The organism is Sphingobacterium psychroaquaticum (assembly GCF_004421025.1).
GTDB classification, from domain to species: Bacteria; Bacteroidota; Bacteroidia; order Sphingobacteriales; family Sphingobacteriaceae; genus Sphingobacterium; species Sphingobacterium psychroaquaticum.
Map to the genome: position 1 here is coordinate 2,635,563 of NZ_CP038029.1, position 21,393 is coordinate 2,656,955.

The 21,393-nt window shown below is 44.8% G+C and carries 16 protein-coding genes; 4 read left to right on the forward strand and 12 right to left on the reverse strand.

The genetic code is table 11. The annotated features are described in order from the left end of the window. Window positions 1-11: 11 nt before the first annotated feature. The 9 genes from E2P86_RS11180 to E2P86_RS11220 are packed head-to-tail and all read right to left on the reverse strand — an operon-like array spanning window position 12 to window position 10,379. On the reverse strand, window positions 12-887 hold the full coding sequence (locus tag E2P86_RS11180) for a glycerophosphodiester phosphodiesterase family protein (RefSeq protein WP_134433032.1): 876 nt from the start codon (window positions 885-887) through the stop codon (window positions 12-14). A gap of 24 nt (window positions 888-911) precedes the next feature. After that, window positions 912-1,508 (reverse strand): histidine phosphatase family protein, encoded by a 597-nt coding sequence (locus tag E2P86_RS11185; protein WP_134433034.1) that lies wholly within the window; start codon window positions 1,506-1,508, stop codon window positions 912-914. Continuing rightward, entirely contained in the window at window positions 1,509-2,945 is a 1,437-nt protein-coding gene (locus tag E2P86_RS11190; RefSeq protein ID WP_134433036.1) for an FGGY-family carbohydrate kinase, read from the reverse strand. After that, window positions 2,945-4,396 carry an FGGY-family carbohydrate kinase gene (locus tag E2P86_RS11195; RefSeq protein ID WP_134433038.1) on the reverse strand — a complete coding sequence of 484 codons (1,452 nt, stop codon included), beginning with the start codon at window positions 4,394-4,396 and terminating at the stop codon, window positions 2,945-2,947. The genes E2P86_RS11190 and E2P86_RS11195 overlap by 1 nt, the downstream gene beginning before the upstream one ends. 2 nt (window positions 4,397-4,398) lie before the next feature. Further along, the gene (locus tag E2P86_RS11200) at window positions 4,399-5,409 is read right to left on the reverse strand and encodes an NAD(P)-dependent oxidoreductase (protein WP_134433040.1); all 1,011 of its coding nucleotides are present in this window, start codon (window positions 5,407-5,409) and stop codon (window positions 4,399-4,401) included. A 28-nt stretch (window positions 5,410-5,437) separates the two neighbouring features. Next, window positions 5,438-6,694: an MFS transporter gene (locus E2P86_RS11205; protein WP_085471522.1), complete on the reverse strand. Its 1,257-nt coding sequence runs from the start codon at window positions 6,692-6,694 to the stop codon at window positions 5,438-5,440. 51 nt (window positions 6,695-6,745) lie between these two features. Further along, window positions 6,746-7,678 (reverse strand): endonuclease/exonuclease/phosphatase family protein, encoded by a 933-nt coding sequence (locus tag E2P86_RS11210; protein ID WP_134433042.1) that lies wholly within the window; start codon window positions 7,676-7,678, stop codon window positions 6,746-6,748. Window positions 7,679-7,688: 10 nt separating this feature from the next. Further along, window positions 7,689-9,083 carry an FAD-dependent oxidoreductase gene (locus E2P86_RS11215; protein ID WP_134433044.1) on the reverse strand — a complete coding sequence of 465 codons (1,395 nt, stop codon included), beginning with the start codon at window positions 9,081-9,083 and terminating at the stop codon, window positions 7,689-7,691. Window positions 9,084-9,110: 27 nt separating this feature from the next. Further along, a complete protein-coding gene (locus E2P86_RS11220) occupies window positions 9,111-10,379 on the reverse strand; it encodes an MFS transporter (protein ID WP_134433046.1) in 1,269 nt (422 codons plus the stop codon). 148 nt (window positions 10,380-10,527) lie between these two features. On the opposite strand from E2P86_RS11220, the gene E2P86_RS11225 reads away from it, so the two are divergent. The 4 genes from E2P86_RS11225 (at window position 10,528) to E2P86_RS11240 (ending at window position 17,567) form a co-directional block, all read left to right on the forward strand. Continuing rightward, the gene (locus tag E2P86_RS11225; RefSeq protein ID WP_200811736.1) at window positions 10,528-11,292 is read left to right on the forward strand and encodes a DeoR/GlpR family DNA-binding transcription regulator; all 765 of its coding nucleotides are present in this window, start codon (window positions 10,528-10,530) and stop codon (window positions 11,290-11,292) included. Window positions 11,293-11,580: 288 nt separating this feature from the next. Continuing rightward, a complete protein-coding gene (locus tag E2P86_RS11230) occupies window positions 11,581-14,625 on the forward strand; it encodes a SusC/RagA family TonB-linked outer membrane protein (RefSeq protein WP_134433048.1) in 3,045 nt (1,014 codons plus the stop codon). A 6-nt stretch (window positions 14,626-14,631) separates the two neighbouring features. Beyond that, on the forward strand, window positions 14,632-16,392 hold the full coding sequence (locus E2P86_RS11235; RefSeq protein ID WP_134433050.1) for a RagB/SusD family nutrient uptake outer membrane protein: 1,761 nt from the start codon (window positions 14,632-14,634) through the stop codon (window positions 16,390-16,392). A gap of 83 nt (window positions 16,393-16,475) precedes the next feature. Beyond that, entirely contained in the window at window positions 16,476-17,567 is a 1,092-nt protein-coding gene (locus tag E2P86_RS11240; RefSeq protein WP_134433052.1) for a metallophosphoesterase, read from the forward strand. Window positions 17,568-17,663: 96 nt separating this feature from the next. On the opposite strand, the gene E2P86_RS11245 is transcribed toward E2P86_RS11240, so the two are convergent. Genes E2P86_RS11245 through E2P86_RS11255 form a run of 3 tightly spaced genes read right to left on the reverse strand, consistent with a single transcriptional unit; the run spans window position 17,664 to window position 21,385 of the window. Beyond that, window positions 17,664-18,512 (reverse strand): glycerophosphodiester phosphodiesterase family protein, encoded by an 849-nt coding sequence (locus E2P86_RS11245; RefSeq protein WP_240775497.1) that lies wholly within the window; start codon window positions 18,510-18,512, stop codon window positions 17,664-17,666. 1 nt (window position 18,513) lies between these two features. Beyond that, complete coding sequence (locus tag E2P86_RS11250; protein WP_166785192.1) at window positions 18,514-19,707, reverse strand: purple acid phosphatase family protein; 1,194 nt, start codon at window positions 19,705-19,707, stop codon at window positions 18,514-18,516. Window positions 19,708-19,732: 25 nt separating this feature from the next. After that, a complete protein-coding gene (locus E2P86_RS11255; protein WP_134434043.1) occupies window positions 19,733-21,385 on the reverse strand; it encodes a SusD/RagB family nutrient-binding outer membrane lipoprotein in 1,653 nt (550 codons plus the stop codon). Between the last annotated feature and the right edge of the window lie 8 nt (window positions 21,386-21,393).

Genomic DNA, 21,393 nt, shown 5'->3' on the forward strand with positions numbered 1-21,393 from the left:
TTTTTGTCGAATTAGCGAATAGCCTTGCTCACCTCAATAGGGAGATCAGACTCTAAAACTGTTGCGCCATCTGCAAAAACAGCGCGATATTTAGCTGCACGCTCCGTTGGGCTGCTTAGTTTATCATATGTGGGTGCAGCCGAAATCATACACAGGACGCCTTTCGCTTTAAAGAAATCGTACATCGCTTGGTTGGCTTCTTTGATTTCAGGCCCAATGTATACAATCATCCGGTCGTATGGAAGTCCAGAAGCCTTAAAAGCTTCGAGATCCTTAGCCGTTTTGATATGCATAGAAAGGTATTGCTTGGGATTTTTATCTAAATAAAAGCGAGCCTGCTCTACATTATGCACCGTTACCCATACCCAGGCATATGCATTATGTTTCCGGATAATTTCTGCTGTCGTTTCTAAGGGAAGATCTTTCTTATCCAGGTTGAGAATGGTTTTTCCTTTGGCCCACACGATCATCTCGTCCAGGGTATTAATCTTGTATTTGGTTGGATTCCCTTCATGATCCTTGAGTTGGAGCGCTTGAAGTTCTTTCCAGGTATAGTCCGCTACTTTACCGGTTCCTGTCGTGGTACGCTCCAAAGTCGCATCGTGCACCATAACCGGCACACCGTCTTTGGTTAATCGGGGATCGATTTCAAAGATGGCAGTCGTGTGTTTCAGAACGGCTTCCATTGCTGGGATTGAGTTTTCCGGCATATGTCCTTCGATAGTTCCCCGGTGCCCAGCAATAATCTTTTTACCCGGTGCATACCTAAAATAAGCATACATCTCGTCCACATTCTTGAATGTTAGTTTATGCAACTTCTGTGCAAAGGATGCTTCTCCCTGCGTAAGCAAAAGCAGCAAAGAAAGTCCCGCATATAGTTTTTTCATTAGGTCTTGATTAAAGGTGGAAAATTAAGCATTTAGCTTTAACAAATTAAAGCCTTTATGTGTATCTAATGTTATCAACGTGAGGGCCGAGTTTTCTTGCACCAGCATACGATAATTCTTTAAAGGCATCCCCAATTGATGCGCCAAAAACAACCTGTTTACCCCATTATGTGCAACCACAAGAATAGTTTGCCCGTCGTGTTTCGCTACTAATTCTGTATAAAAACTATCCAACCGATCGAGCACCTGCTGCCCCCGTTCGCCGGTACGTCCAGCGGGAAAGCTCGTAGGATCAGCCAACCAATTGGCCCAAGCTTCCGGATCATCATGGATAAAATCGTGTGCACGTTGTCCTTCCCACAGCCCAAAATCAACCTCGATCAAACGCGCGTCCGGGGTCACTTCTTGCGGCCTCCCCGATGCTATTTCCGCTGTGCGTACAGCACGTTGCAAAGGCGAGGAATAGACGTGATCAAAGTGATAGTCCTGCAAAACCTTATTCATCCGACCAGCCTGTAGTAGACCGCTATCATTTAAGGGAACATCTGTTCTCCCGCAGTATTTATTTCCATCAGCATTGTATGCCGTCTCCCCATGTCGAAGCAAACAAATTGTCACCATTTATATATAATTTAAATCCTTTAGTTTATTCTTGAAACATTGATATTGCTGGGCATACATAGGCTGTAAACGTGGATTAGGAAGCACTTCTTTTTCTATCGTAGTCATGGCTGCTGCTGCGGCAATCAACGAATCGTAATACGTATGAGATGCCGCCATTATGGCCGCTCCAAAAGCGCCACTCGCCTCTTTACATTTATAAACTGGGACATTCAAAATCGATGCACGCATCGCCAACCAAACGTCACTATTGCTTCCTCCACCGGCCGAATATACAGCTTGCACGTGTTCTCCTGATAGCGCTTCAATCATTTCATATGCGAGCCTTTCTATAAAAGCTACCCCCTCGAGATTCGCCGCAAAAAGCAGCTCACGGCTGATACCTTCGGGCATGAACCCTCTTGCTTTTGGCGCCATAATGGGATATCGTTCCCCTTCTTGACGCAACGGCCAAGCCAGTTCTCCAGTAGGAATCAGCGCTTCGGCAGCGATAGTAAGAGACTCTAAATCGTCTGAAAAATCAATTGTAATCCAATCAGCACCTGTATTACTCGCCCCCCCAGGCATCCAATATCCTTCAGGATGTCGGTGACTGTATACCGTGCCCGATGGATCAATCACATTTTTTTGGGTCACGCCTTTAATCACGAGGGTCGTACCGATGGTGGTATTCCAATCGCCTGGCTTTACCGCTCCCGATGCCATCTGCGTTGCACAGCCATCGGTCATGCCAACCACAACGGCAATTTCACCGAGCCCCAAAGCTGTCGCCAAGTGCGGTAATAGCGTACCGACAACGGTACCTGAAGGCATAATATCCTGCAGCCAACTTCGTTTTAACCCCAGTTCCTCACACACAAATGAAGGCCATTCAAGGGTTTCCAAATCATACCCCGATTTCAAGACATTGGTATAATCCGTCATATGGTAGTTTCCAGAAAGTTGACCTACTATATAATCCGACGCATGTATCCAAAGGGCTATATCATCGACACGTTCCGGAAAAGTATCCACGAACCAACACATCTTACTGATACCACTTGAAGCATTAAAACCAGTATAGCCGTGCTTTACATAGCGTTTCGCAATTTCCTGACACCGTTCCCCTTGTGCAGCAGACCGTGGATCGCTATACATCAACGCATCGTGAATAGGACGATTCTGTTTATCCAAGGGAATGACGGTTCCCGAAGTGGAGGTCACCGAAATAGCGCAAATATCGCTCTTATCGACCCATGTCGGTAACTCCGCAGTTAATGAGCTGAGCATTTCCATGGTTTTGGTCCACCATATCAGGGGAGATTGCTCTTGACGAAATGTATCCGACAACTCAAATTTTTGCGCTTCTGACGCAACCAACTCGCCTAATTGATCAACTAAAACAATCCGTGCGCCTTGTGTACCAACGTCAACACCAAAAAAGTAACGCTTCTCCATTAGGCTCCCACTTGTTTAAAGGTTTTTCGTGCACTTTTCCATTCCTGGTATAGCTTCTCAAAGGCTTCATGATTTTCTGGATGCACCTCCTCCAACAGTTGCGGCTGTGCTTGCTTCACCCCCAAGGCAGTATTACATACAAAAACGCCACCGAGTACAGAAGCTTGCCGGAAGGTATCTCGAATCTTGATACTCTTCCCGAACAAATTGGCCATAAATTGACGCAGCTTTCTGCTTTCAACGCCGCCGCCACATGCCCATATATAGGATTCGTGATGCGGAGATACGGCGCACAAAAACTTATAATTTTCATAGATACTACAGGCGATATCCCAAAGGATAGCAAAGACGAAACTGCCACGCGTTAACTGATGGGAAACTGGCGCATTAAATATAAAACCTCCTTTGGTCAGCGGCTCTTCCTCATCGGCAATAAGCGATCCCAATGACGCCACACACTGCGAGTAGGTGGCAAGCTCCAGTTCTTTTTCGATCACATCATATCCTTCATTCGGGTAGAATATTTCCTTCAAACGTTGATAGTTCAGACCCGTTACGCCCGCATTAGCCTCCAAAATAAAGCTCCCCTGATCGATATGACGACTCGTCCAGGTACGTTGTTCATCATCCTTTTCATAAGAATCAACAATTTTGATAATCGGTGTTGTTGTTCCTGATACGATAACAACATCATTGGCCGAAGGAACCATACTGCAAATCGCGAGCTGTGTGTCCCCTCCTCCTACCACAACGACAGCTTCGGGATTGATCGATAAAGTGGAAGCCACAACGGGTGTAATGGTCCCTAGGATCGAGGATGCATCTTTCAACGGGGGTAAAATAGGAGCAGAAAGACCGAACTGTGCTAACAAGACATCGGACCAAACCTTTTTTTCTACGTCATACAAAAGCGTCTCCGAAGCTTGCGAATGTTCATATCCCACCACGCCCGAAAACTGGAACTGAACCCAGTCACTGATACTCATAAAGGAGTCGATCTTTTCGAATATTTCGGGATAAACCTCGCGCACGCCAACAAGTTTAAAAGCAGAGAACAAGGATGTCGGATAACGACCCGATAAATTATATACCAAATCTTTATCCTGTAAATCCTTTTCCCATTTACGACCGCGATGATCGATATTCGGCATGCCTAATAATGAATTACCGGCCTTATCGATAATCACAATTCCTTCTCTTTGGCTCGTTGCTGTAACCGCTTTTATCTGCACATCGCCCGCCTCCACTAACGCTTGTTGTGCCAATCGTAGAATCTGGTTCCACAATGTATTGGGATCAAAATAAATAGAATCTTCGTATCGGTGATCGGATTCATACTGTACATTCTCCCGTTTTATTCCAAGAATCTCACCATCTACCGTGCAAACAGCCACACGTGCGTTTCCGGTACCAATATCAACAATTAAATAGGCTTCTCTTTTTGTTGTCATAGTTAGTTTATTGGGGTTTTATCCAATACGGTTTTGTTAACCAATTGCTTGATGGACCTATTGCCGTTGTGAAAAAACTCACGTAAGTTGTTGTTCATAATAAAAGCATGATGGTCTTCCACCTCATGGGTTGCTCCCGCAATATGCGGTGTGGCCAGCACATTTTTATTCAAAATCATTTTATAATCGACTTCATCCGGTGGTTCGTTATAAAAAACATCCAGCACAGCACCCCGAATTTTTCCCTGTTCAATGCTTGCGAGCAAGTCATTTCTATTGACCACCGAGGCACGTGCCGTATTGACAAATATAGCATCTTGATGCAACAGTGAAAGATAGCGATGATCGATCATGCCTTGTGTTTCTGGCGTTACCGGGAGGTGGATCCCCACGACATCACAGGTAGCAAAGAGTTCTTCCAGTTCGACCTTTTTAAAGTCTTGCTCAGGAGCCGTATAGTAAGGGTCAAAGTAATAGATCTCGCAAGGAAAACTAACGAGCATCCGCGCTATATGTTGCCCCACCGCTCCAAAGCCTACCATACCGACCTTTTTGCCGGCCAATTCATTTCCCTTGAACTGCAAATAAGACGTGTGTGCACCCGCTCCCCAGTTTTTACCGGCTAACCAGTTTACCGCCGGTATCGTGTTGCGAAGTAAGGTTACGACATTGGCTATAAACATTTCGGCTACAGCCTGTGCGTTTCTTGCTGGTGTATTGAATACCGGTATTCCCAATTCTGTTGCAACTGCCAAGTCAATGTTCGATGGCGTACCGCGGCAAATGCCTACAAATTTTAAATGTGGATTTGCATATAGAACATCGGCTGTAATCTCATCGTGCTCAGAAATCAAGGCGTCAGCCCCCGTTTCTTTCAATAGTGTCGTTAATTCATCTGGGTTATAGGCTCGCCCTTGTGGCTTCCATGAACGATAGATGACTTCATCAAAGAGACCCTTTAACTCATTTAGCGCTTTTTCATTTTCATATGGCGCTGTTAACAATACTTTCATAAGGTTATTCTAATTCTAATATTAATCTTTAATCTACTGTTTCTACACGCGGTTGTGCTTCCAGCACAGGTGCCGGAAGCGTAATAAATTTGGTTAGGATGGCGGAGAGCAGGTATAGGCCTGCCAAAACCCAGACAACGCCCTCACTTCCTATGGTTCCAATGAGTAACCCGACTAAGGCTGGCCCCACGAAAACCGGTAGCCCGGCACCCAGGTTTAAAATGGCCATGGCCGCACCTTTATGCTCTTTGACCAAGGAAGGCACCAATGCGGATAATGGGACGTACCCTGCCAAAAGGGCTCCCCAAGCGACACCAGCAATCATGACGGCCCAATAAGAACCTTCAAACCAAATGGGTGCATAGTAGAACCCGACCGTTGTTATCGCACAACCGACGCCACCGAACCACATAATGGTACGTTGCCACCCCAAGCGATCGCCTACAAATCCAAAAATCAGGTTAAACACGATATTACTTGTAAAGATCGTTCCCCATATCTGTAACCATTCTTTGGTGCTAAAACCATGCTCAGCCATATATATGGGCAGGAATACAGGAAAGGCGAATTGCGCTGTCGTGTTGATCACCCGAACAATACCTCCAAGAAGAACTTTCGGTTCCTGTCGCACAATAGTTAAACCGTGCAGCAGCTCCTTACGTTTATCTTCCTTGCTTGAAATTTTTGTTTGGAACTTATCTTTATTGAGTACTAAAGCAAAAAAAGCCCCGATCAAAACCCATAAAATAGAAGACCATAATGTATTCTCATAGCCCATACGCTCGAGTGCCCAACTGGAGTAATACGCCCCCAGAACATTCAACCCTCCCGTGAATACAAACCAAAACCAACCTACGGCCCTGCCTAACATATCCTGTGATGTTCGGTAATTGATCCAAACCATAAACGAATACGCAAACAGCGGATAGCCAAACCCACGGATCGCATAAAACAGCAACATGTTGTTAAAATTTAGCTTGGCCATCCCCAACGACACAAAACCAACTGTACCAATAAGATAAAGCAGCAACCCCATGGCCATAGCTTTTCGTGGTCCGTAATTCTCAGCCAGAACGCCCGAAAACCAAGACGAAATAGCAATGGTTATACCGTATACTGTAAAAAGGGTCGCCGACTGCCCCATATGCATACCATGCTCAATCAAGTAAGGACTTAACCAGCCCTGCTCCACACCATCCCCCATCATAAAGAAGAGAATACCGAGATACCCCCATTTGAGATGGCCAGGAATACCCAGCCTATCCATTGTGTTATTCTGTGTCATTTACATTATTTAAGTTTAGATTGATTTATTTCTTGGTTCTTTTATATCATATTAAGTCGTATATCGAAGTTGCGTACGCACAAAATAGTGATCGCTAGGCCATACACCCTTATAGGCATCTTTGACAATGGTCGCATCCTCCCCGTTGATAGGACCACGAACAAAAATGAAGTCTATTTTCTTTGACCGCTTCTGCACGGCCGGATCGTTGGGCTTAAAGCCATGTGTTGTTCCTTCCGGTTTTTCATTTCCTTTAGCCTGCACATACGAGTCTAACCATCCCGCTTGCAACACGTCCTGATATACTTTATTGTTCATGTCAACATTAAAGTCACCTGTCATAATCTGAATGAAATCAGCCTGATATGGAGCAGACTCATCCAAGACCACCTTTATTTGTTGTTCTTTAGCCTCTTGACTCACATGATCCAGGTGCAGGTTCACCAGCCGGATTTCACGCTGCGCCACCCGATCCCAAAGTCGTACCCAACAAGCATTGCGGGCACGGGCTGATCCCCAGGATAAACTACCAGCCTTTAACGGTGTATCCGAAAGCCAGTACCCACCGGCCGTCAGCAGTTCAAATCTCTTTTTAGAGAAGAAGATTGGATTTTTAGCGATACCGTGATACCCTTCCTTAAATGCATCCATCTCTGGTCCATCAAACCCAAAGGCGAAATAATCGGGCAGCTGCTCCTTCAAGTCGAGGAACTGCCCCCGCAATACTTCTTGAAAGCCAATCAAATCGGCTCCTTGTTTTTTGATAACAGCGACACAAGCCTCGCGACGATGTTTCCATCCCAAACCTTTCGCGGCATCTTCTTCCAAGTCGACACGGATATTACAAGTCATAACGTTCAGTACACTTGATTTCGCTCCACTAGAGAAGGCTTGCACTTCCAGTCCCCCCAAGAAAGGTAGGGCTCCAAGTATTCCTGCTTTCTTTAGAAATGTACGACGGTTTGAGGTAACGTTTTTTTTCATGGCAACTTGATTAAACAGTTTCTATTAGGTCTTCGCCTAGATACGCCCCAGATTTCAGTAACACGGTCCGCAGTGTGGCGACATCTACCTCAGCTGGCGTCACCCCGTTACGGACGGCTAATCGCGCAGCATGTCCTGCTGCTTCTCCCATAGCCATACAAGGTGCCATGACCCGAATAGCCGACATGGCTTCGTGTGTCGTAGAAATCGAACGACCAGCAACCAGAAGATTCTTTATTTTCTGTGGGACTAAGGAGCGGTATGGAATATCATAACTATCGCCGCACCAGGTAAGTGTACAGCCCCCGCCCTCCGGGTGGTGAATATCTAGCGGATAACTCGCAACCGCCACCGCATCATCAAATCGACGGCAACCTAAAATATCATCGGCCGTCATCACATAGTTCCCAACAATACGACGCGTTTCTCGAATTCCCAAGAAAGGAGCCATCTTGGTGAAATGGGAGTTTTCGAATCCCGGCACAAACGCTTGAAGATAGCGTTGAATTTCTTCGACTTGCTTACGCCCTTCAATCTCACCAAATGTTAAACTTTCTGGATCCGTACCATCGACTCCATTTATCCGGGACATATTGACCCACACTTCCCCTTCACGAAGGCCTGTAATTAAAATCGTTCGCTCCACCGGTAAATGGTATCCCGCGGCACGTGCCTTCTCCATTACACTGCGGAGACCGACAACGATAAATTGATGGTTCTGTCCAAAATATTCTGCCGGGATAAAATCTGTCAGATAGGTACGCGGCTCTTCCGCAATAGACATCCGCAGCTTATCGGTATCGACTCCGGCCATACAGAACATTAACGTTGGCGGTTGTGCGCCCCCCACTTCATTCCCTTGTTCACAAGCCACACCGGCGCGAAATGCAACATCAGCATCTCCCGTACAGTCAATAATGGTTTTTGCCAAAATGACCTCACGTCCCGATTTGCTCTCTATGATAACACCTTTCAAGGTATCCCCTTCCATAACGACGCCTGCGGAAAAGACATATAGCAACACCTTTACCCCCGCTTCCTCGAGTACTTGAAGGCCCACATTTTTTACCGCTTCAGGCTCGACCAGTGTTAAACTCATATGTAAGGGGCACGGTCTATGTTCCGAAGCGGCATCGACCGCTTTCAATCGATCAATAAATTTTTGGGGCAACCCTTTGATGATCTGATTCCCCTTTTGACCAAGAAAGCCTAAGATTGGAAGACCAATAGTCATGTTTCCGCCAACAAAACTGCGATTATCAATTAAGGCAACTTGTAGTCCGTCAGCAGCGGCAGCCTGTGCGGCAATGATACCCGCCGGCCCTCCACCAACAACTAAAACATCTACCTCTAAACGAACTGGAGTCTCTTTTGCGGGCTCCAAGATAGTTTTAACTTCTCCCATAACAATATAACTTTACAATATTTTACTTTAATTATCTGTATTTACGACTTCCAGAGACGGCTTTTCCTTTTTCACCATTGTCCACAGGATGAATACCGCAATGGGGTGCATAAAAGCCATCACGATAAATATCGTTCCCGCGCCCAGCGACCCCATCATCTGTCCCACAAAATAGTTGAACAAAATAGCCCCCAACGCCCCAAAACCACCTGCAATTCCCAAGACAGAAGCTACATTCTTCACGGGAAAAGCTTCGGCTATCACCACCGAAACAGTAAACAACCAACTTAAGCAAGCCACGGCAACCAGAGCGAAAATTACAATGGTTAAATACGGGTCAGACACATAAGCCGTCAAGCAGCATAAGGGAGCCAACACCGCCACACAACTCAACATAATCTTACGCGCCAATAGTGGTTCTTTTCCCTTCCTTACCATTTTATCGGACCAGGCGGAAGTTCCAATTGCTCCGATATCGGCGACCAAGAAAGGAATCCAGCCAAACATACCGATCTGTGCTAGTGTCAACCCGCTCTCTTCTTGTAAATAACCGGGCAACCAAAACAGACAGAAGTACCATACCGGATCACTCACAAAGCGAATTAATAATATCCCCCATAATGTTTTAGTCTTCCATAATTGTCCCCATGTAAAACCCTGCTCCATACCTCCCTTATCGGCATCCCCTGCCACCTCTTCACGAATCTCTGCAGGTGGTTCAACATAGATCAAAAACCACAGCAGTGCGATGATTAGCCCAACGACACCAGCCACAATAAATACGGTATGGAAATTATAGCGCATAGCGAGCCACGCGACCAGTGGAGGTGCTATAATCGCACCGATCGAACTTCCTGCAATACAAAGGCTGTTTGCCGTCGCTCTCAATTTTCCAGAAAACCATACGGTAACCACTTTTAGCTGGGCTGGAAAATTAGTCGGTTCTGCAGCACCAAGCATCCCGCGAAAAAACAGAAAGGAACCAAAAGTGCGCGACATTCCACCACCCAGACAAGCCACCGACCACCCCAAAATACCGACCAGCATCACCTTACGTTCTCCAAACTTATCCACCAACCAACCAGAAACCGGATACATCAACGCGTAAAAAACAGTAAATACATTTAACACGAGCGCATAACCATCATCTCCCAAATTAAACTCGGCTTTCAACATCGGTTTTAGGATGGAAACAATCTGGCGATCGTAGTAATTGAAAACAATGGCCAGAAAAATAACGAATATGATGTACCATCTTCTTTTATGGGCAGGAATCGACAAGGTAAACTTCGACATAAGGTAGATTTGGTTATTGTTTTTTAAGTAACATGTCAAATGTAAAAATAAAAGAATACAAAAAGAAACATTTTTAAATAAAAAAAAATAATAGTCGAAAAGAAAAAAGCTAAGTATATTTGTACTGCATTAACTTATTTGTTGAATTATGATGAATATCACGGACAGACACGAATTCATTCTAAAACACTTAAAGGAAAAAGGAAAGGTAACCATCGACTGGCTCTGCGAAACCATGAAAGTATCGAGTGTAACCATCCGAAAAGACCTTAAAGTATTAGAGGAAAAAAACTTACTCTTCAGGATTAAAGGAGGTGCATCAACTTCCAACCCTTACGCTATTGATCGCCCAATCCTGGTCAAAGAATCCATCAATAGCGATGAGAAGCAACGGATAGCGCAAGCAGCGTTAAGCCTAATCAAAGACAACGACTCCATTATGATTGGATCAGGCACGACAGTCTTTACCTTAGCCAAAAACATAGAAGCTTCGCATGTAATGACCGTAATCACACCGGCCCTAAAAGTAAGCCTAGAACTGAGCGGGAAGCCTAATATCGATGTTTTACAGCTGGGCGGCTTAATCCGATCTAACTCCTCTTCTGTTGCAGGACAATATAGCATGCGGATTCTCGACGAGATAAGCTGCGGGATCTTATTTCTCGGTGCAGACGGCATAGACCTGGAGTTCGGCATCTCGATCAGCAACTTACCCGAAGCTGCCCTCAATCAAAAAATGATCGAAACATCCCAAAAGGTTGCGATCCTGGCCGATAGCAGTAAATTTGGCAAAAGAGGTCTCGGCAAAATCTGCGAACTTATCGACGTAGATTATATCATCACAGACAATAAGGTATCCCCAAGTATCGTCAAAAATATCGAAGACCTAGGCATTAAAATCATCATTGCCTAACTCCCCTTTCCTACATTTTTTTTGAAAAAAGATTTTTAAATTTCTGGTTTAAAAATCTTTTTTTTATTTTCGAAATGTTTTAAAACCAAATAGACCATTGTTGTTTTTGAATAAAAAATAATATAATTAAGCCAAAATAGCCGATTATAACAATTTCAAAACACAACATTAATATTAGTTTAACATTATACACCTACTTTCGAAACAGTTTTAAAGATATTGTAAGAACATTAAATAAGTTTTTAATACATCTACAGAAAAACCTATTAATTATTAATACACATAAGAATGAAAAAACAATTACATCTCATTTTTTTGTTGTGCTTGCTTCCCATGGGCATCTTATGGGCACAACAAAAGAGTATTAGCGGGAAAGTAACCGATCAAGATGGAAAGCCTATTGAAGGTGTAACCATCAGTATCAAGGGACAACTAAATGCCTTGACCCAAACGAGCTCTAGCGGGGAATATCGAGTTCAAGCTCTTCCGGGCAATGTCCTGACTTTCGTCAATGTAGGATTTACAGCTACAGAACGAACGATTGACAACCAACAAATCATCAATGTTACCTTAATGGCCGATCTGACAAACTTGGATGAAGTGGTGGTGGTCGGATATGGTACACAGAAAAAGGTGAACCTAACTGGCGCTGTATCTACTATTAATAAGGAGCAACTGGAAAGAAGACCTGTCACCTCTACCTCGGCTGCACTACAAGGGCTTGCACCAGGTGTAACCGTCACCTCACAATCTGGCGCACCAGGTGGAGACCAAGGGCAGATTCGTATTCGGGGCGTCAACTCTTTTGGAGGATCTGATTCGGAGCCTTTGGTTATGATTGATGGTGTTGCGGGTTCTCTAGATAATGTAGACGCCAATTTAATTGAGAATATTTCCATCCTTAAAGATGCGGCCTCCGCCGCGATTTACGGATCCCGCGCTGCTAATGGTGTAATTTTGGTGACAACAAAACGGGGTAAAGATCAGTTTGGCTTAAATTATCGCGGCTATACAGGTTGGCAAGATGCGACGTTCATCCCGAAGGTGACGGATGGCGCAACCTTTATGAAGGTATTCAATGACGCCAATATGAACGATAATGGATCGGTTATATATAGTGAGAAAGATTTCGAGGAATTTCAGAAGCTTTATTCCGAAGATCCTGACAATTTCGATTGGCAAAAGGCCATTCTGAGCGGCTCTGGATTTACGCATAACCACTTTGTTTCCTTAAACGCTGGCGCCGGTAAAATTCGTGTTGCCCCATCTTTAGGCTATGTTTCGCAGGATGGACTGATTGACAATACGGGATTTAAGCGCTATACCTTTAGAAACAACATGGATATAAACCCGAACGAAAAGCTGAATATCCGCTTTGATCTTTCGGCCGTGAACGGCAATCGATCTCAGATAGCAAACGAAGGAACGATCTGGAATTACTTAGGACGCATGCCTACAAACATCCCGATTCGCGTTGCAAATGGTCTTTGGTCTGAGGGCTGGGTTAAGAACAATCCCGTTGCTTTTATCGAAGACGGAGGGAATCGAACGGTCAACAACTTAGAGTTACTTGGAAATCTTTCCATTAACTATAAGCCTGCAGACTGGTTAAGTTTAACCGGAATGGCGGCCCCGCGGTACCGGACGCGCAATATCCACGACTTTGCAAAAGCCGTGATGACGTATTACGAAGATGGTAACGAGGCCGGAACAGCACTTCCTTCTACGGAACTAACGGAATCCGCATACCGTTATTTCAACGGAAGTTATTCCTTTCAGACGACTGCACAGAAATCAATTAAGGATCACAATTTCAGTGCTATGGTGGGTACATCACGCGAGTCATATGACGAGAAGTACTTGATGGGGTACCGTCGTGATTTTACGTATGATACCTACGAAGTCTTAAATGCCGGCGCTGACACAGAAACAAAGAATAACGGCGGAAACCAATACCAGTGGTTACTGGTCTCAACTTTTGGCCGTTTTAACTACGATTATAAAGGACGCTATTTATTTGAAGCGAACTTGCGTTACGATGGAAGTTCACGCTTTGCCAAATCAAATCGGTGGGCTTCATTTCCGTCATTCTCGGCCGGTTGGCGCCTATCAGAAGAACCATTTATGGCCGCTGTAAAAAACCAGATCAATCAGTTGAAGTTACGTGGTTCCTGGGGAAAGTTAGGAAATCAAAACATTGGTACCACCTATCAGCCATATATCGAAACCCTGAACCTGGGAAGTATATCGTCGGGGGGCAGTGTCTTGCAAATGATTGCATTGAACACGATGGCAAATCCGGGATTACTTTGGGAGGAAACAACGATGTCTGGCTTGGGGTTAGATGCGACCTTGTTTAACCACTTTAGTTTTACATTCGATTGGTATAAAAAGCAAACAGACGGCATTTTGATGAAGCTTTATGTTTCGGAGCTCTACGGAAAAAATGCGCCATTCCAGAATGCCGCCAAAGTGCAAAACCAAGGGTGGGAAGCAGCCGTTCGCTATGATAATCAATTTGGCGACTTCAAAGTCGGTATTGGTGCCAATATATCCGATGTGCGTAATAAAATCGTAGACATGAAAGGTCAGGTTTCAGGCACCTTGCTGAGACAACAGGAAGGATACGCTATAAATTCCATTTTTGGATATGTCTCTGATGGTCTATACCAATCGCAGGAGGAAATAAAAAATGGACCTACACAATTTGGAACCCTAAAACCAGGAGACATTCGATACAAGGATATCGCTGGAGCATTTGACAATAATGGAAATCCTATCCCGGACGGTAAGATTACAGATGCGGATAAGATTATAATCGGCAGCACTATCCCGCGCTATACTTATGGTATAAATTTAGACCTAGGCTACAAAGGTATCCGTTTTAATGCTTTTTTACAGGGCGTTGCGAAAGCGAATGGATACCTGGACTCGCATTATGTTATCCCAGCAGTCAACTCCTCTGCCATTAAGCCTTGGCAATTGGACTATTGGTCTGAAGACAACAAGGATGCTAGTCTTCCTCGTGTCTCGATTACTTCTACAAACAATACACAAAACTCTGATTTTTGGATGCGTAGTGCTTCTTATCTGCGTTTGAAAAACGTACAGCTGGGCTACGAAATTCCAAAAAGCTGGTTAGCCAACACGAAGATCGGGGGCATCTTTATCTACGCCAACGGTCAAAATCTTTTTACCAAAACAAACTTCTACGAGGGGTATGATCCAGAAATCAACTACAACTCGGGCGCCCAAGATGGCGTAACCCTAGGTTCTGGAAACTTCTATCCACAAGTTAAGGTATACACGTTCGGTTTGGACTTTAAATTTTAAGAAACAATGATCAAGAAAACAAAATCAATCATAGGAATCAGCTTAGTATGTACGGCTTTATTAGCGTCTTGCGATTTAGACCGACTACCGTTGGATGGCCCTTCGTCAGAAACCTTTCCTTCCAACAAAAAAGAGGCTGAAATGGGGCTGTTGGGAGCCTATAAAGGCTTAAGCCTATTGGATGCATCGAGCACACCGATCTGGCACGTGATGGATAACATCACCGATATCGGTTACGCCAGACCGGGGAACAACTATACATCGCCCATTACCAGTTCGATTACCACGGACAATGCGCTGGCCACAAAGCCTTGGGCGGCACACTATAAAACGATCGCACGGGTGCATGACGTATTGGACCGGTTAACAGAAATCCAGCACACCATGGCTGAAGGGGATTATAAAAAAATAGATGCAGAACTTCGGTTTATCCGGGCTTACTGTTACTCGCAGCTCATTGAACTGTATGGAGATGTGCCTCTCCTCAAGAATGCGCTCAAACTGGGAGATACCCTTCCCCATCGGACGGCTAAAAAAGAGGTCGAAAACTTTATTATTGATGAAATGACGGCCATTGCAGATAATTTACCAACATCACAGGCAGGCGTCCGATTTTCTCGTGCTTCAAGCATTGCAGCTTATATGTTAAAAGCGCGTGTAGCGCTGTACGGAAAACAGTATAAAGTAGCGGCGACCGCAGCGGAAAAAGCAATCACACTATCCAATGGCATCCATAGCCTCACTCCATTTGACAATAGTATTGCATTCGCCAACCAAACACATGATAAAGGAGAGCCAGAGGTTGCTAACATTTTCGGGCATAAAGGATTTGAAAGTAGTAAAGAGTGGATATGGGTGGTTGAATACAATCGCAACATCAGCGACAATGTCCACAACCAGCTTTATTATATTTCTTCCCGACTGGGCAAAGGGGTTTGCTACTGGGGGCCAACACAAAATTTCATTGACTCCTTCCAAGATCTTCAAGGTGCTTACATCACAGAGTCATCCATCTACAATGCGGCTAAACCTTTTGAAAACCGAGATCCCCGCTTAGACCTGTACACAGTTCGTCCCCATGCGCGCTTTATGGGATTTCAATTTGAACCGCACACCTCTTTTTCTCGCGTCAATAATTACTGGCCGGTAATCAACGGTACCGCTCCATCTCCAACACTACAAGCGAATGCAGACGCAACCAATGCGTACCGTTCCTTTAGTGGATATTTATGGCGTAAGCACACGGATCTGACAGACTTTGCAACTACTTCGGTCAGTGGCTTTTCGGACCTAAATGTCGGCGTATTCCGATATGCAGAGCTCTTATTAATCTACGCGGAAGCTAAAATTGAGGACAACAGCATTGACAATACCGTATATGATGCTATAAACCAAATCCGTAAACGTGCGAAGATGCCCGATCTACCGGCTAGTTTATCACAAAACCAGCTTCGCACCGCTTTGCGTTACGAACGCAAAGTTGAGCTCGCTAATGATGGGCTAAGATGGTACGATTTACGTCGTTGGGGAATTGCCAAAGAGGTTATGAACGGTTACATCTACCTGAATCGTGCTGCCAATAGCTGGGATAAGAATGTGTTGACACGCATCGATGAGCATGCAAATCCCGTATACAACCATGCTAACGCTACAAAATCTTTCGGAACACAAGAAGTGGTATACAAAGAAAATAAAGATGAGTATTGGCCAATTTCAGCGCAAGAATTGGACGCCAACAAGAATCTTAAACAAAACCCAGGCTACTAAAGCCTTCGATATTCCTTTTTTCCTTTCAAGCGTGACCCATGGAGGTCACGCTTACTTTATTACGGAACCAAACACCCTGCACCATGAAAACAAAATCCAAATTAAATGTACTGTTGCTTTCGTTTCTCACATCCATCCTTACGGTGAATGCACAGAACAAACCAACGTTCCAATCACCTGCATTATCTCATCCCGAATCATGGACTATGGTCCTGCTTCCTGACATCCAGAACTACGTTAAGTTCCAACGAAATCAACCAATTTTAGATGTAATGATGAACTGGATCGTTGAAAACGAAGATAAGCTGCGTATAAAATTAGTGCTGTGTACCGGGGATTTAGTGGAACATGATGATATTGTAAACCCCGATTTTCGAAAGATGGATCAGACCGGCAAACAACAATGGGAAGCGGCCGCTAAAGCCTTTACCAAACTTGATGGCAAGCTACCTTACATTACCGCAACAGGAAATCATGACTACAATATTTTCAGTTACACACATAAACCTAAAACGACTCATTTTCCCACCTATTTTTACGCCGATAAGAACCGTGAAAATCAGAAAATACTACGTGAAGTAGCACCGAATGTATATGGAAATCCAAGTCTCGAAAATGCGGCCTATCAATGGGTATCTCCCCATGGTAAACCCTTTTTATTCTTGTCTTTAGAATTTGCACCCCGTGACACTATCCTGACCTGGGCCAAACAATTGATCCATGAGCCCAAGTATCAAGATCATCAGGTTGTCCTGCTGACACATGCATACCTTAATTATCAAAATGAGCATATCAAAACGGCGAAATATGACCTCCAAGATGCAAATTACGGAACCGCTGTTTTTGAAAAGCTGGTGCAGCCATCAAAAAATATTGAAATGGTCTTTTCAGGTCATATCGGGGCACCCGATGATCCAAGAAAACACGTAGGTTTCCGTATCGATAAGAATAGCGCAGGCAAAGACGTTAGTCAAATGACATTCAATGCACAGGCCCTGGGGGGTGGCACGTATGGCAGTGGTGGCGACGGCTGGATTCGGATTTTAGAGTTTCTTCCCGATGGAAAAACTGTTCGTGTAAAAACGTTTTCTCCCTTATTTGCATTATCGAGCAGCACCCAGGATAAAGCCTGGCGCACTGCCGATTACGATGAGTTTACCATCAACTTAAACTAATCTTTAGGTTGAAGATTAGATATAAAAAATCCATTGAAATTGCCCCAACGTCCACTACACTTAGGTCGTTGGGGCAATTTTAATGTGTGTAAGCCCCTATCGCTTTAAGACTGTCTTCCAGATTTCGGGATTATCAGTCTGGATAACCTGTACAAAGGGGTATTGCTCCAAAAAAGAATGATAAGCCGCAGCGCCTTGGGTACGCGCTTGCTCATCGACCTCCCCCAAGGTATTGATCCACAAATAAAAATCCTTTTTGTGCAGCGCCATCAACTTGTCATTCTTCTGAAAGGATTCATCAATATGGGCAATAAAGGTCATTTTCGATCGCATAATCTTCTTCAGCTCTTTCATACTCCGGGCGCGTGGGAACAAGGTGATTTTAGGGTTTAGCGCATAAGCCTCTCCCATATCTTTATAATCGTACATAAAAAACAGGACACCGTCTTCCATTCCTTCTTGAGCGATTAAATCATAAGTTTGCTTCACGAACTCACGTCTTTCTTCCTTAAAATCAAGGTCCATAATAATTCGTCCCTTACTTCGCACAAAAGCCTCTTCCAATGTTGGAATTTTATGATCCGATGCAGCACCATTCGCTGTTTGACGCAAACGTAATTTTTGAAGTTCAGCAAACGTGAGATCGGAAACCTTTCCTTTTCCGGTGGTTGTACGGTCGACGGTCTTATCGTGCATCAAAACCAAGACCCCATCTTTGGTCGCTCGAACATCCACCTCTACAACCGTTGCACCAAGTGCGATGGCTTCCTCAATTGCGGCCAGTGAGTTTTCTGGATACTGCCGATGTGCACCCCGATGTGCGGCATAGTGTAGTTTACTGCTCGCGAGCGTAGCGCGTAAATTTGTGGATTGCGCCTTTGTGGTCGTCATGCCGGCCCCCAGTAAGGTGAGAGACAAGCATATAAAGTATGATAACCTACGCATATTATTTAACCTTTGACAGCTCGAATGAATCAAACAACTTCCCATTTAATTGATAGCTTGAATAATAGAGCTTCTTATCCGTTATACGGATAACCTGATAAAGCTGTACATTGGAGCCTGATTTCTCCATCCAACGATCTGAATCTGAGGTATACATCTTGGGACCTGCTACGGATAATAAATAAACCGGCTTTTTCTTTCCTGCGGTTCCGCGGGCATAAGTATGATCGTGCCCCTGCAAAACAAGATCAACACCATATTTCTCGAAAATGGGTCTAAATCGCTCGCGCAAGATAGTATTATCCCTATTCTTAGCGGTGGAGTAAACAGGATGGTGCATCACCACGATATTCCATTTCTTTGTCGAGGAAGCAAGGGTTTCATCGAGCCATCTTTCTTGGGTCGCCGCAGCGACCGAATCCAACATAATCATCTGTGAATTCAACGAGATAACACGTAGATCTTGGTAGTCCATATAATAAACTGCTTCTTGCAACCCTTCCGGACCATTTTTAGGAAGATTAAACTGAACCTTCCAGTGTGGATCCAAAACAAGCTGCTCCAAAGAATCTCTCCGATATTCGTGGTTTCCAGGTGTAGGAACAGCGGGTATCATCTGATGGATAAATCCCGCACCTTCGTACCATTCCTCCCATTCGCTATCGGTATTAGAGCGGTTTATAAGATCTCCCGCATGCACAATAAACCGAGCGTTAGGCTCTTGCTGAAAGGATCGGCGGATCGTCCTCGACCAACGCGAGCGTAGATCGTTTTGTGCATCGCCTAAATAGATAAAGGAAAAATCGCCCGTAAGGTCAGCCGTTCGGAATTGGTTCCATGCGCTCCACTGCGTCCCATCTCCAACACGGTATGTATATACGGTACCGGGCTTTAAGTCGGAAAAGGTTACCTGACCGTAATAGTCGTCGATCCCATTTTCACGCCGCCACGGTAATGCCACCCCTGAAATTGTTTTGGCTGCTTTTTCCAACTCTGGACTGCTCTCCTCTTCCACAATCTGTGCAACGATTTTTGTCCCCGCCCCTGTGGTACGCCAAGAAACGGACTGTGTTGTTGCTGGATTCGCAGACCAAGTCAACATCATACGATCTGGCTGTACACGGGTGTTGTTTTGAGCCGTTCCAGCGAGGACCATGCTGCAACACACAACAGATAACAATAATTTGATTTTCATTTTATATATACTATGCTTGTAAAAATTACCACGGTTTGTTTGTTCCCTGCAATAACCAAGATTTGGACCACGCACTGTTTTCATTATCAGCCTGTGAATACGCTGTTTTCTCAATTCGTTTGAGCGCTTCTTCCCCATTTTTCTGATTTACACTCATCTCATTCTGCATATACGGAATACGGACGGGTAAAACGGTGCGCGTTGCGGCTGGCCCCACAACGAACATCGGATAGCCCGTTCTCCGGTAATCAAACCATGCCTGTGCACCGGTAGACCAATTAGAAATCCACTTTTGTTCCATAATTTGTTGTAACGTATTGTCGAACGCAACACCGGGACGCTGTATGTAAGCACTGTAATCATTTGCTTTACCCCAGCTCTGGAGGGAGGAACGAATCCCCGATTCATAATAGGTTTTGGCAGACTCCGGAACACTCCACCCCTTCTTGGCCGCTTCGGCTAGGATAAAATTCACTTCGGATGCAGCTAGTAGACGCGCTTTCAACAGGTCTCCTTTGGCGGCTTTATAGATATCACTCAAATAAGAAACATGGGGATTCATGGAGGTTTGCCCCGGTGTAGGATTCAGATTATAAGCTGATGGATTTTTGGATCCACTAGCAGGTAACCCAACATATTCTGCATCGGTGTCGACCGGAATACCGCGGACAATATCAGGCGAAACGATACGAATACCATTTACAATCTTATCCGTCCCCGCAGGTTCTGTAGATCGTATCTCAATCGGAATCTCTACTTTTTTGGCCCAAACCTGAAGACGTGGATCTTGAAGCTGTTGCAATCGATCCACTAAGGTTGCACACATCTTCATCCGTCTGAAATTACTCCCCGTTGCATCGTATACGGTGTTAGATGGCCATGAATCGCCTGCATTGTTTCCCACAAAATCCATCACGACCTCATCCTTTGCATCGGTAATAATAGGAAACTCATTTGCGTTGGCCATAATCTGCTCAATCCCTTGCTTGGCAAACTGTGGTTCTTTTTCTGCGAGACGCATGTAGTAGCGGAGTGCCAACGAGTTCGCAAAGCGGCGCCATTTGGAGGCTTTGCCACCAAAATATACATCCGCACTTGCCAATACCTCATAGCTTGCATCAGCCCGAGACAAGAGTTGGTTCGCTTGCTTCAATTCTTCTAAAATCCCCTTGTAAATAACATCTTGTTGATCGAATTTCGGGAAGCTATATTGCGCGCCACCGAGCTCCGCTTTCAGGGCATCCGTATAAGGCGCATCCCCCCATAAATCGGTAATGAAGCCAAAGATGTAAGCCCGCATAACCAACGAAACACCGTGATGGAAATCGAGTCCTAATTTTTGCGCCCGACTGCGCATCAATTCATTATCGCGCAGGTAGCCATAGAAAGCATCCCAACTGAGGATCCCGCCGGTCCATTTGTAATCGTTGTGCCCTTCGAACCAGGCGTCAAATTGTGTGTACTGTACCACACCGCCTAAATCCCAAAAGCTTAACTCGCTATACCGACTGGCGGCACCGGTCAATACGGTAGGCAGCAGCAAATTTGGATTGGCCTCCTCTTCACTGACACCGTTCGGATTAATATTAATTTCTGTCAGGTCTTTGCAGGCTGACACGCTAAGTGTCATACCCAACACCAACGCACAATATAGTATCGTAATAAAATGACGTTTCATTTTCATGG